At 36.0% G+C, this 12,818-nt stretch carries 13 protein-coding genes; all 13 read left to right on the forward strand.

What is annotated here, in order from left to right; all coding sequences use genetic code 11:
- The 13 genes from galU to galE all read left to right on the forward strand — a co-directional run bounded on the left by galU (position 1) and on the right by galE (position 12,816).
- Positions 1-876 (forward strand): UTP--glucose-1-phosphate uridylyltransferase GalU, encoded by an 876-nt coding sequence (gene galU / locus NLW78_RS11690; RefSeq protein WP_254497308.1) that lies wholly within the window; start codon positions 1-3, stop codon positions 874-876.
- A gap of 29 nt (positions 877-905) precedes the next feature.
- On the forward strand, positions 906-1,925 hold the full coding sequence (gene rfbB / locus NLW78_RS11695; protein WP_254497309.1) for a dTDP-glucose 4,6-dehydratase: 1,020 nt from the start codon (positions 906-908) through the stop codon (positions 1,923-1,925).
- Positions 1,925-2,797 carry a dTDP-4-dehydrorhamnose reductase gene (gene rfbD, locus NLW78_RS11700; protein ID WP_254497310.1) on the forward strand — a complete coding sequence of 291 codons (873 nt, stop codon included), beginning with the start codon at positions 1,925-1,927 and terminating at the stop codon, positions 2,795-2,797. Before rfbB ends, rfbD begins: the two co-directional genes overlap by 1 nt.
- A gap of 110 nt (positions 2,798-2,907) precedes the next feature.
- Complete coding sequence (locus NLW78_RS11705) at positions 2,908-3,507, forward strand: sugar transferase (RefSeq protein ID WP_254497376.1); 600 nt, start codon at positions 2,908-2,910, stop codon at positions 3,505-3,507.
- 2 nt (positions 3,508-3,509) lie between these two features.
- Positions 3,510-4,415 carry a glycosyltransferase family 2 protein gene (locus tag NLW78_RS11710; RefSeq protein WP_254497311.1) on the forward strand — a complete coding sequence of 302 codons (906 nt, stop codon included), beginning with the start codon at positions 3,510-3,512 and terminating at the stop codon, positions 4,413-4,415.
- A gap of 21 nt (positions 4,416-4,436) precedes the next feature.
- Entirely contained in the window at positions 4,437-5,669 is a 1,233-nt protein-coding gene (locus NLW78_RS11715; RefSeq protein WP_254497312.1) for an O-antigen polymerase, read from the forward strand.
- Positions 5,670-5,714: 45 nt separating this feature from the next.
- Positions 5,715-6,695: a glycosyltransferase family 2 protein gene (locus tag NLW78_RS11720; protein ID WP_254497313.1), complete on the forward strand. Its 981-nt coding sequence runs from the start codon at positions 5,715-5,717 to the stop codon at positions 6,693-6,695.
- Between the two features lie 29 nt (positions 6,696-6,724).
- Complete coding sequence (locus tag NLW78_RS11725; protein ID WP_254497314.1) at positions 6,725-8,041, forward strand: flippase; 1,317 nt, start codon at positions 6,725-6,727, stop codon at positions 8,039-8,041.
- Between the two features lie 31 nt (positions 8,042-8,072).
- Entirely contained in the window at positions 8,073-9,230 is a 1,158-nt protein-coding gene (locus NLW78_RS11730; protein WP_254497315.1) for a hypothetical protein, read from the forward strand.
- A gap of 31 nt (positions 9,231-9,261) precedes the next feature.
- On the forward strand, positions 9,262-10,104 hold the full coding sequence (locus NLW78_RS11735) for a protein kinase domain-containing protein (RefSeq protein ID WP_254497316.1): 843 nt from the start codon (positions 9,262-9,264) through the stop codon (positions 10,102-10,104).
- The gene (gene rfbA, locus NLW78_RS11740) at positions 10,105-10,980 is read left to right on the forward strand and encodes a glucose-1-phosphate thymidylyltransferase RfbA (RefSeq protein ID WP_254497317.1); all 876 of its coding nucleotides are present in this window, start codon (positions 10,105-10,107) and stop codon (positions 10,978-10,980) included.
- A gap of 34 nt (positions 10,981-11,014) precedes the next feature.
- Positions 11,015-11,563, forward strand: coding sequence for a dTDP-4-dehydrorhamnose 3,5-epimerase (gene rfbC / locus NLW78_RS11745; RefSeq protein ID WP_254497318.1), 549 nt, complete (start codon positions 11,015-11,017; stop codon positions 11,561-11,563).
- 245 nt (positions 11,564-11,808) lie between these two features.
- Entirely contained in the window at positions 11,809-12,816 is a 1,008-nt protein-coding gene (galE, locus tag NLW78_RS11750; RefSeq protein ID WP_254497319.1) for a UDP-glucose 4-epimerase GalE, read from the forward strand.
- Positions 12,817-12,818: the final 2 nt, after the last annotated feature.

The raw sequence follows: 12,818 nt of genomic DNA on the forward strand, positions 1-12,818 counted from the left end.
TTGAAAAAAGTAAGAAAAGCAATTATACCCGCAGCAGGGTTAGGAACTAGATTTCTTCCAGCTACGAAAGCAATGCCGAAAGAGATGCTACCAATCGTAGATAAACCAACGATTCAATATATAGTAGAAGAAGCCATTGCTTCAGGTATTGAGGATATTATCATCGTGACTGGTAAGGGTAAGAGAGCAATTGAAGACCACTTTGATAATAACTTTGAGTTAGAAGATAATCTAATGAAAAAAGAGAAGTTCGAATTACTGGATAAGGTAAAACAATCAGCTAGAGTTGATATTCATTATATAAGACAAAAAGAACCACTAGGATTAGGGCATGCAGTATGGTGTGCAAGAAAGTTCATTGGTGATGAGCCATTTGCCGTTTTACTTGGTGACGATATTGTTCAGTCTGACCAACCGTGCTTACAACAACTTATTCAGCAATATGAGGCGACTGGTTCTTCTATTATTGGTGTGCAGACTGTTCCTGACAGTGAAACACATCGTTACGGCATTATTGATCCATCGGAACAAGTGGGGAGAAGATATAAAGTAAATAGCTTTATAGAGAAACCAAAAGAGAACCCACCTTCTAACCTAGCAATTATGGGACGATATATTTTAACACCGGAAATCATGCAATATTTAGATAGACAAGAGACAGGAGCCGGTGGTGAAATCCAATTAACAGATGCAATTAATTTAATGAATTCTACACAAAAAGTTTATGCCTATGACTTTGAAGGTACCCGCTATGATGTTGGGGAGAAAATAGGTTTTATTAAAACTACAATTGAAATTGCGCTATCTCATAGTGAAGTGAAAGACGAATTAGCCGAATATTTAAAGCAACTAACAAACGATAAAGTTGAAGTTTAATATAATTTAAGAAAAAAGGAGAACTTTATATGAACTTATTAGTAACAGGTGGAGCAGGTTTTATTGGTAGTAACTTCGTCCGCTATATGTTAAAACAATACCCTACTTATAAAGTAGTAAACTATGATTTGTTAACTTATGCAGGAAATTTGGAAAATTTAAGTGATGTAGAAAACAATCCGAACTATAAATTTGTTCAGGGGGATATTGCGAACAGAGAACTAGTCGAGCATGTTGTAAAGGAACATAACATTGATGTTATTGTTAACTTTGCGGCCGAATCCCACGTAGATAGAAGTATTACTCAACCTGATATTTTTGTGAAAACGAATGTTTTAGGAACTCAAAATCTACTAGATGTTGCGAAGGCAAACTCTATCGAAAAATATGTACAAGTGTCTACTGACGAAGTATATGGAACATTAGGTGACACTGGTTATTTTGTTGAAGATACACCATTAGCACCAAATAGCCCATACTCTGCTAGTAAGGCAAGTGCAGACTTATTAGTTAGATCTTACTATGAAACATTTGGTATGAATGTGAATATAACACGTTGCTCAAATAACTATGGCCCATATCACTTCCCGGAAAAACTCATCCCTTTAATGGTAACGAACGCACTAGAAGGCAAGCCTTTACCAGTTTACGGTAATGGAAAAAACGTTAGAGACTGGTTGCATGTAGAAGACCATTGTTCAGCTATTGATTTAGTTATTCACAATGGTGAAGCTGGTGAAGTATATAATGTTGGTGGTCATAATGAAAAAACGAACATTGAAGTAGTAGAACTAATTGTTGAAAAGCTAGGTGCTTCTAAAGATTTAATTCAGTATGTGGAAGATAGACTAGGTCATGACAAACGTTATGCGATTGATCCTACTAAACTGGAAACTGAACTTGGGTGGAAGCCGAAGTTTAACTTCGCTACAGGAATAGAAGAGACGATTCAATGGTATTTAAGCAATAGAGAATGGTGGGAAAACATTAAATCCGGTGAATATTTAAACTACTACAAAAAACAGTATGAAGGGCGAGTAACAGTATAATGTCAAAAATTGTAGTAACGGGTGCAGCTGGACAACTCGGTTCTGATGTTGTTCAGCAACTTAGAAAAATAGATGAATATGAAGTATACGGTTTTACTAGGCAGGAGCTAGATATTACAAATGATGAAGAAGTCTTCAATACATTTCGTTCTATTAGACCGGATGCTGTCATTCACTGTGCTGCCTATACAAAGGTTGACCATGCAGAAGAAGACCCAGATACCGCTTATCTTGTAAATGCCATTGGCTCCAGAAATATCGCTGCCGCTTCTGAAAAAGTGAAGGCGAAACTCGTATATGTTAGTACTGACTATGTGTTTAATGGCGAGAGTGAAAAACCTTATCATGAGTTTGAAGAAACTTCACCTTTAGGTGTATATGGTAAATCGAAACTAGCAGGAGAAACATTTGTCCGTAACCTCCATTCTCAGTTTTTCATTGTACGAACGTCTTGGGTATTCGGTGTGAATGGCCAAAACTTTGTCAAAACAATGATGGAGTTAGCGAAAAAGATGGATGAATTAAAGGTTGTAGAAGACCAAGTAGGTTCTCCTACCTATACGCAAGATTTAGCAAGGAACATCATTGAAATGGTCCAGACAGAAAAGTATGGAACCTATCACGTTTCCAACTCTGGTCAATGCTCTTGGTTTGAGTTTGCTAGTGAGATTTTTAACCAGATTGGTAGCGATATTAAAGTGAATCCTTGTACTACAGAGGAATTTCCAAGACCGGCCCCAAGGCCGAAAAACTCTGTGTTTGACCATATGGCATTGAGGCTAAATCAATTTGCTGAAATGCCCCATTGGCGAGACGCGTTAACGAGATTTTTACAAGAATTACAGGAAAAGCAACAAAGTAAGGAAGAATAATTTTTAAGGAGGATTATAAGTTGGCGAATTTAAAGGGAAATGTAGAAGAATATAGAACAACACATGTCCATTATGATCAAACCGCTCAGGTTAACACCCTTTATCAAACTATGAAAAGAGCTACGGATGTGGTTGGGTCTATTATTGGACTTGTCGTGTTTTCCCCAATCTTTTTTCTAGTAAGTTTATTGTATTTATGGGGTAGTTCAAAAGGACCGGTGTTCTTTAAACAGAAGAGGGTAGGACATAATGGAAAGGAATTTTATATCTATAAGTTCCGATCCATGGTTACGAATGCAGAGGAGAGACTGAAGAGCGATCCTGTTTTATATGAAAAGTATATACAGAATAATTATAAACTAGATCAGGATGAGGATCCTAGAATTACGAAGATAGGTAAGTTTTTAAGAAAGACAAGTTTAGACGAGTTACCACAGCTAATTAATGTTTTAAAAGGTGACATGACGATTATTGGTCCAAGGCCAGTAGTGAAAGAAGAGTTAAGAGAGTACAAGGAAAGAAAAAGTGTATTATTATCTGTTAAGCCAGGGTTAACAGGCTATTGGCAAGTAAGTGGCCGGAGTGATGTTGGCTACCCAGAAAGAGTAGATATTGAATTATATTATGTTTATAACCAATCGGTAAAATTAGATCTATCTATTTTCTTTAAAACGATATTGATCGTGTTGTTGAGAAAGGGAGCATACTAGAAATGCACAAAGTATCGGTTTTAATTCCGACATACAACGCTCACAATTATATTATTGACTTATTATCAAAACTTTCGAACCAAGAGATTGGGAACGACGAACTAGAAATTATCATTGTCGATTCTTCATCAAAAGATGATACTGTTGAACTTGTACAAAATAACTTTCCTAATGTTCAAGTTTTCGTGATCCCGAATGACCAATTTGATCATGGAGGGACGCGAAACCTACTTGTGTCCAAGGCATCAGGTGATTATTTGTTATTTATGACACAGGATGCAATACCGTATGATAATTATTTAATTCAAAATTTATTATCTTCATTTACGGATGATGTGTTGATTAGCTATGCAAGACAGATACCAAGAGAAAGTGCAAAACCTACTGAACAGTTTGCTCGATCCTTTAATTACCCAGACCGTGGAGTTATTAAAGATAAATCGACTATTGAAGAACTAGGAATTAAAAATTTCTTCAATTCTAATGTTTGTAGTATGTATAAAAGAGAAGTGTTTGACTCATATCAATTCCCGGAAAAAATCATTCTAAATGAAGATATGATTTTAGCGTCTGAAACGATTTTAGATGGCTATAAAGTATGCTACGCCCATGAAGCAAGGGTTTACCACTCCCACAACTATACAATGCTGCAGCAATTTAAGAGGTACTTTGATATTGGGATGGCATTTAAAGATACAGAATATCTTTTAAAATATGCTTCAAATGAGAAAGAAGGGGCAAAATTCGTTAAACAGCTCCTGCGTTATTTGTTCAAAAAACGTTACTATTATTTAATACCGGTAGCAGTTTTAGAGACAATGGCAAAGTATGCGGGTTATTTACTAGGAAAGAATCATAAGAAATTACCAGTGACAGTCAAGAGAACATTATCAGCATATATGAAATAATAGGGGAAGTGTGAAACATTTATGGTTGGGCTTTTATTGTTTTTAATTTTATTAAGTGTAGTAGGTTATTACTTACACAGAACATTCTTGAATAGTTTAACACTGTTTTATGGCATTTGGGGATTTATTATTCTGCTATATTCATTTCAATTAAGTCACCACCTAAACGATCTTTCAAATAGAAGTTTAATCGTCTTTTTTTTGACGTTCGCTATGTTTATGGTAGGTTATTTAGTTTCTTTCTTTGTTTTGAATAAAACTACATCTTTTGAAACCTTAAGGGAACATCAACCAACAGCTCCCCAATTCATATTGGACATAAACCAATCACTTATAGATAAAGGACTCGCTTTTATTATTATCTTTACGATTATTCAAGGTATATTTAGTGGTGGTTATCCATTGGCTTGGCTGTTACTAGGCATAGGGAAAAACTACACTCAATATGGGATACCTACATTTAATGGTTTGCTCATGAGTTTTATTATCTTCTTCGGAACACTGCTGTACATCTTGAATAAGGAAAAGCCCCAATTGCGTTTGCAATTGTATTTATTAGTTATCTTCTTTATTCCAGTTTTAGTTATATCGAGGCAAGTATTAGTTACACTCTTGATACAGATCGCCATCATTAAATTAATTTACAGCAAGAAGATCAACTATAAAAAGGTAATACCTTCATCAATTATATTAGTAACTTTATTTGGGCTAATTGGAAATTTACGAACAGGGTTGAGTAAGTTTGTCGAAGTTGCTGATATAAAGAGTGAAAGTATTCCGTACCTATTATCGGGTTTTTACTGGGTGTATATGTATTTAACCATGACAGTAGCAAACCTTAACTCCTTGTTTTCAAAGGCAAACATGGAATTCGCTTATGGATGGAACATGTTAAATTCCTTCTTTCCAACTATTATCGTTGACACACTTTATATAGATAGTTTTACATCAAAACTGTCTTCATATCTTGTAAGCATAAACTTTACAGTCTCTGGTTATATGGCTAAACCATATTTAGACTTTGGCATAATTGGATTAGTCGTTTATACCCTGGTCCTTGGTGTATTAGCATATGTTGTATACCACAATTTCAAGAAAAATATAAACTATTTGTCGTTGATGATATTTGTCGTATTTACACAAATTATCTTAATGTCATTCTTTACGGATTTCTTACTTTACTTGCCAGTTTCTTTTCAGTTCTTTTGGATTTTTGTATTTCGCCGTTATTTATACAAACCTCATAAAAAGTAATTGGAAAAGTGTATTCATATAGCTTACAGATTAAGGTGGAATAAAATGGATTCTTTACTCGATTTAATTATAATCAACTATAATACGAAAGAACTTAGTGACAAGTGTATTACGAGGTTGATGGAGTTAGGGCTGCATAAGAAATTTGGTATCTATTATATAGATAACGACTCTTCTGATGGTTCCTATGAATTTATCAATGAAAAATATGGCCAACATATTACAGTAGTACAAAATAAAGAAAATCGCGGTTATAGCTATGCTGCGAATCAAGGAATTGAGCTCTCTTCCAGTAGGTATGTCATGATTTTGAATACTGATATATGGATGGGGGATAACTTTATAAGTACCTGTCTAGAGTACCTGGAAGAGCACGGAAATGTAGGTGCAGTAACAGGGAAGTTGTTGAAATATGACTTTGATCAAATGTGTTCCGTAAATGTTATCGATAGTACGGGTATTGCCGTTTACAAAAACATGCGCATGGTTGATCGAGGCCAAAATGAAGCTGACATTGATAAATATAACGATAGTATTCACGTGTTCGGTGTTTCCGGGGCGGCTCCAATTTACCGGAGAGAAGCTTTAGACGATATTAAATTAAACGACGAATACTTTGACAATGACTTTTTTGCTTACAAAGAGGACATTGATCTATCATGGCGTTTAAGAACTTATGGTTGGGAATGTCATTACGTACCTGATGCGATTACTTATCACGGAAGAGCGATTGGACAACCGCAGAAGTTAAAGTTCTTAATTAAACATCGGAATACCCAATCTGATTTCATCAAAAAACTATCGTTTATAAACAGCTATTTAATTTTAATCAAAAACGCGAATGTAAAAAACGTAATAAACGCTATGCCGCGGGAAGTTATTAAGCTCTTTTATATCCTTTTATTTGAACCGAGATTGTTAAGTACCATTCCAGAAATATTCCGTAAATCTAAAATAATGTTAAAAAAGAGAAAAGCAATTAAACAACATGCCAAAAATAGAGATAGTAAATTAATGTTGCATTAATGATTACATCTATGAATTAAGGAGCTTTTATGAGTATTATTCAAAAGAAATTAAAAGATAAATTAGATGATAATTTTAAAGGCATCCTAAAAGGTAGTGTAATAGCATTTTTAATTAAAATGTTGGGTGCAATAATTAACTTCACAGCTAACATTGTCTTAGCAAGGTTTCTCGGAGCGGAAGGAGCCGGTGTCTATTTTCTAGCTTTGACGTTATCAACTGCAGCTTCCGTTATTGGTAGAATGGGTTTGGACAATACGATGTTACGATATATTTCCTCATCAAAGGCCGAGAACAATTTGGGCAAATTGATGAGCGTTTATCGTAAGTCAATGTTTATATCTTTAACTGTGTCAACTGTAGTTGCCATTTTGATTTTGGTAACCAGCCAGTTTATTGGTACTATCATTTTTAATGACCCATCCTTAGTAATACCGCTGAAAATTATGGCATTAAGTGTAATTCCATTTGCTTTGCTTAATTTACATGCCGAGGCGTTGAAAGCAATTGGGAAAATATCAAAAGCCATTTTTGTACAAGGACTAGGAGTCCCTCTATTGTTCTTATCATTTATGTTTGTTTTCTATAAGGAGAATAGCGTTGAAAGTGTAGCAATTGCATATGTCCTGTCAACTGTTTTCATATTACTGATTGGATATTTGTTTTGGACGAATTCCATTAAGGCAAATAAAGGATATAAAAGTGACAACTTTGAAACAAATGTAATATTAGCAACAAGCCTCCCGTTATTGTGGGTAAGTTTAATGAATTTAGTCATGAATATTGCTGATACGGTTATGTTAGGTATGTTCTCCGACAGTAAGGATGTAGGGATATATGGAGTAGTACTCCGTATTACAATGATTAGTAGTATGTTATTAATCGCCATTAACAGTGTAGTAGGTCCGAAGTTCTCTGAACTATGGACGAAAGGTGAGTTATCAAAGCTAACGAAACTATCCCAATTATCAACATTTATTATGTTATTAATCGCGATTTCGTTTTTAACACCATTCCTAATCATTCCAGAATTCATACTGAGCCTGTTCGGAGAGGAATTTATCCAAGGAACGTTAGCTTTAATTATCTTAGCGATCGGACAGTTCGTCGTACTAGCAACTGGACCAGTAGCCTACCTATTAATGATGACTGGACATGAAAAGTTTCATCGTAACAATGTAGTACTATGTGGAATCTTGAATATTATTTTAAACTTTGTGTTAATTCCTAACTATGGACTACCAGGCGCAGCAGTCGCAACAGCAACATCGCTTATTTTAAAAAATATATTAGCAGTGATTTTTGTTAAACTAAAACTGAAGATTGCATTATTTAAATATTTTTAAGTGAAATAGTAGGATAAGGGGATTTATTACTATGAATAGCGAATTGCATTTATTTATTATATGGGAAAAAGCTAGGTATAACGAAAAAAAGATTTTAAAGGACATGAGGGAGAAATTTACTATCCTGAATGTTTACGAAGTTGAATGGTCCAAGAAACTGTTCTCCAAAAATCTATCCCGCTTTTACGGTGAAAAGCTCCCGAAAGGTTCCGGGAAGGAAAGGCATTGTGGTACAGGTCCATTTTTACTAATTGTAGCTAGAGATGAAAAACCAACCTACGGTGAAAGACATACATCGAAAGGTACCGACACGTTAAATGTTAATATGTTTGACGCTAAGTCGTTATATCGCTCTTGGACAGGCGGTGGTCATAAAATTCATGCAACAAATGACCCGGAAGAAACCAGCCATGACCTCACCTTACTTTTAGGAATTAATCCACAAGATTTTGAAAAGCAACATCCAACGGAATGGGATGGCAATGTCGAAAAAGTGAAACAAGACTTAGTTGGAGCAAATGGATGGACTGATATTAAGCAGCTCTTCTACGTCTTAAATGCATCAATTCCATATGTTGTCCTACGTAACTTTGAGTGTTTTCCTGATGAATATCATATGGATACCCACGGAGATATTGATCTACTCACGACAAATTATCGTGAAATGTGTTATATCACGAACGCGAAGGAAGTAACGAGAAAAAAGTATCGCGTCTATAACGAAATACGAATTGCTAGAGAAGAAGTGTTATTTGATTTCCGTCATGTAGGTGATCATTATTATGACACGAAGTGGGAAGAAGCAATACTAAATGAACGTGTAATGGATGAGGGCGGTTTTTATAAGCCGGATGCGATTCATTACTTTTATAGCTTATTTTATCATGCGATTGTTCATAAGCCATCTGTTTCCCAAGACTATAAAGAGCGACTCGTAAACATGTCCAAGGAGTATAATGTGCAAGAACTAACTTACGACATGTTTCAAGATACGAAGCAGTTAAAAGGTTATATGGATGAATTTATGAACGAGCGTCATTACACATACAGTGAACCGAAGGATCTTACAGTATACTTTAATACAGACATTGCTGACACTGAAATTAGTTCTAAAAGAACGATGAAAATGAAAATAGATCGTACACTAAGCCCGTATAAAAAACGAGTTAAAAAACTTATTAAAAGGTAATGCTTAATAAGAATGAACGGATGATTTATAGATGAGTTTTTATAAAAAGGCACGATTTTTCATCTCCCTTATAAAGAAGAAAATCATTGAAAATACTTTATCAATGAATTGGTATTTGAAAAACGGGAGAGACTTTCAAGACTACATTGAGAAGAAGTATGAATTAACAGGGGTGAAGCCGTTAAAATTCACCTCTTGGCACCAAGGGTGTAAATATTTTATCGGGAATAAGAAAAATCGAAATCAAAAAGTCTTTATTAAATTAGACCATGGTGGAATGAATGCTGTTCATAATGAAACAAATGCGATCAACATTTTAAAAAATTTTGACACAGAAGGTAATCATCTCCCAAGTGTATTGTTCCATGAATTAGAAGGAAGCAATCCATTCGTAGCCTTTGAATTTGTAAAAGGTAAATCATTATCTCAATATATAATGGATACTAGTAAAAAGGCAGAAGTGAAACAAGACATCGTTAAACAATTTGTGGTCATTGTACAAATGCTCCATAATGCGGGCATTATACATCGAGACATTCGAATGGATAACTTTATTGTAAGGGACGAAGGTCCGAACAAAGGACCGAAACTTGTATTAATTGATTTTGCATTCGCCGTCAGTCCTGGTCGTCGGGAGTTATTAGAAATCCCAAATATACCTGTGCAGAAGAAAATTTTAAAAGGTTTAGGAAATGGAGCGAATCCAGCTCCGTTTAAATGGGATGATGCGTATTCCATCTGTTTATTAGCGGAAAGAATAGACCCAAATTGGGCAATAACGTGTGAAGCAGAATATAAATTTCTAAACAGTTTAGTAGGAGCACTGTCTTACACCTTTAATGGAGACAGTAACAATAAAGGAGTTGAGGAATAAATGAAAGGCATAGTTTTAGCAGGAGGTAGTGGTACACGCTTATATCCGATTACAAGATCAGTATCTAAACAGTTACTCCCAATTTATGATAAGCCGATGATTTATTACCCGATATCTGTTCTCATGCTAGCAGGTATTAAGGAGATCTTAATCATATCAACCCCTGAGGATACACCACGATTTGAGCAATTATTAGGTGATGGATCGGACTTAGGTATTAGCCTTAGTTATGCTGTGCAACCATCCCCAGACGGACTGGCACAAGCATTTATTATCGGTGAAGAATTTATTGGAGATGATAATGTAGCCCTTATATTGGGAGATAACATTTTCTACGGACACAACTTCTCCGAGCTTCTGTTAAGGGCTGCATCAAGAGAAACTGGAGCAACTGTATTTGGTTATAACGTTAAGGATCCAGAACGCTTTGGGGTGATTAGCTTTAATGATGAAGGAAAAGCACTTTCGATCGAGGAGAAGCCAGAAGTACCGAAATCCAGCTATGCTGTAACTGGACTTTATTTCTATGACAATCGAGTGGTCGATATTGCCAAGACGATCAAGCCTTCTGACCGAGGAGAACTCGAAATTACTTCGATTAATGAAGCCTACTTAAACTTAGGGGAATTAAACGTAGAGCTATTAGGACGTGGCTTTGCTTGGCTAGATACGGGAACCCACGAATCCCTATTAGAAGCCTCCACCTTTATTGAAACAATAGAAAAACGACAAAGCTTGAAAGTGGCTTGTCTTGAAGAAATTGCATATCGCAAAGGTTATATAGATCGGGAAAAGCTTGTTGAAATTGCCAAGCCTTTAGCGAAAAACGAGTACGGGAAATACTTATTAAACATAGCGGAAAAAGTAAATCGCTAAACAGTAGTAACTCTAGAAAGAGGGGTAGTACAATATGAATGTAATTAAAACGAAACTAGACGGTGTAGTTATATTAGAACCAAAAGTGTTCGGTGACCATAGAGGCTTCTTTATGGAAAGCTATAATGAAAAAGTTATGACTGAATTAGGATTAAATTATAACTTCATTCAAGATAATCATTCGTTATCAGCAGAAGCTGGTGTTTTAAGAGGTCTACACTACCAACTAGAACCAAAAGCACAAACTAAATTGGTGAGAGTTGGTACGGGAGCAATATTTGATGTTGTTGTAGACATTCGTAGAGAATCCAACACGTTTGGTGAGTGGGTTGGTGTCATATTAAGTGAGCATAATAAACGCCAACTACTCGTTCCGAAAGGATTTGCCCATGGGTTTTGTACATTAACGACAGATACAAATGTATTATATAAGGTTGATGAATACTATTCACCAGACCATGATCGTGGAATTGCATGGAATGATCCAGAAATAGGGATTGAATGGCCTACATCTAATCCGATTTTATCGGCAAAAGATGAAAAGCACCCCTTATTGTCAGAGGCCGAAATCAACTTTAAGTAGACTTATTTTTCAATAAACAGCCAAAAGACAAAGGCCCAAAAGGGAAGACATATAAGCAGTCCCCAACCGCAACCTTTATTAAATGATTTATTATCATTCATATGATCACGCTCCTTATATGACAATTATATCCATAGATTTTATCTCATATGACTCAAGATGGACAAATTGTCTTCTGGAATTTACAAATGGATAGATTAGAACGTTGGATTATAAAAAAACGAAATGCGGTAGGAGGCTAACAAATGGCTATACTCGTAACAGGTGGAACCGGTTATATCGGATCCCACACCGTTGTAGAATTATTAAACGAAGGCAAAGACGTTGTCATTATTGATAATTTAACGAACAGTAAGCAAGAAGTATTAAACCGGATTACGGACATTACCGGAAAAACGGCACGGTTTTATGAAGGGGATATACGTGACACGGAAGTCCTCCGCTCAATCTTTTCCGAAAACGACGTAGAAGCGGTAATCCACTTTGCCGGTTTGAAAGCGGTCGGTGAATCAGTAGAAAAGCCTCTAAAATATTATGAAAACAATGTGGGTGGTACGATTACCCTTTGCCAAGTCATGAACGAATTTAATGTGAAAAACATTGTGTTCAGTTCATCGGCAACTGTATACGGTATGGCGGAAACGATGCCGCTATCAGAAGATATGCCTTTATCAGCAACGAATCCTTATGGTCGTTCGAAGCTTATGGTCGAAGAAGTACTCCATGATTTATATGTAGCGGACAATTCATGGAGTATTGCGCTTCTTCGCTATTTCAATCCAGTTGGGGCACATGAAAGTGGTTTAATTGGGGAAGATCCGAATGGCATTCCGAATAACTTAATGCCGTTTATTGCCCAAGTGGCAACAGGTAAGTTGAAAGAGTTGAAGGTATTCGGTAGTGACTACCCTACCCTTGATGGGACAGGTGTACGAGATTACATCCACGTTGTCGACTTGGCTAAAGGCCATTTAAAAGCTGTGGAAAAAGTAACAGAGATGACTGGAGCGGAAGCATACAATTTAGGTACTGGAAACGGCTTTAGTGTGTTACAAATGCGGGAAGCGTTTGAAAAAGCATCAGGTCAAGAGATCCCTTACACACTAGCGGACCGACGTCCTGGAGACGTCGCGACAAGCTATGCAGACCCGAACAAGGCGAAAGAACAGTTGAACTGGGAAGCAGAAAAAGGCATTGATGAAATGTGTGTCGATACGTGGCGTTGGCAAAAACAGAATCCAAACGGATATTAAGA

This window comes from Salirhabdus salicampi, assembly GCF_024259515.1.
In the GTDB taxonomy this organism is placed as follows: Bacteria; Bacillota; Bacilli; order Bacillales; family Alkalibacillaceae; genus Salirhabdus_A; species Salirhabdus_A salicampi.

Bases quoted from the DNA above. Each gene is read 5' to 3' on its own strand.
- rfbB (WP_254497309.1), top strand. From the start codon at position 906: ATGAACTTATTAGTAACAGGTGGAGCAGGTTTTATTGGTAGTAACTTC.
- rfbD (WP_254497310.1), top strand. From the start codon at position 1,925: ATGTCAAAAATTGTAGTAACGGGTGCAGCTGGACAACTCGGTTCTGAT.
- NLW78_RS11705 (WP_254497376.1), top strand. From the start codon at position 2,908: ATGAAAAGAGCTACGGATGTGGTTGGGTCTATTATTGGACTTGTCGTG.
- NLW78_RS11710 (WP_254497311.1), top strand. From the start codon at position 3,510: ATGCACAAAGTATCGGTTTTAATTCCGACATACAACGCTCACAATTAT.
- NLW78_RS11715 (WP_254497312.1), top strand. From the start codon at position 4,437: ATGGTTGGGCTTTTATTGTTTTTAATTTTATTAAGTGTAGTAGGTTAT.
- NLW78_RS11720 (WP_254497313.1), top strand. From the start codon at position 5,715: ATGGATTCTTTACTCGATTTAATTATAATCAACTATAATACGAAAGAA.
- NLW78_RS11725 (WP_254497314.1), top strand. From the start codon at position 6,725: ATGAGTATTATTCAAAAGAAATTAAAAGATAAATTAGATGATAATTTT.
- NLW78_RS11730 (WP_254497315.1), top strand. From the start codon at position 8,073: ATGAATAGCGAATTGCATTTATTTATTATATGGGAAAAAGCTAGGTAT.
- NLW78_RS11735 (WP_254497316.1), top strand. From the start codon at position 9,262: ATGAGTTTTTATAAAAAGGCACGATTTTTCATCTCCCTTATAAAGAAG.
- rfbA (WP_254497317.1), top strand. From the start codon at position 10,105: ATGAAAGGCATAGTTTTAGCAGGAGGTAGTGGTACACGCTTATATCCG.
- rfbC (WP_254497318.1), top strand. From the start codon at position 11,015: ATGAATGTAATTAAAACGAAACTAGACGGTGTAGTTATATTAGAACCA.
- galE (WP_254497319.1), top strand. From the start codon at position 11,809: ATGGCTATACTCGTAACAGGTGGAACCGGTTATATCGGATCCCACACC.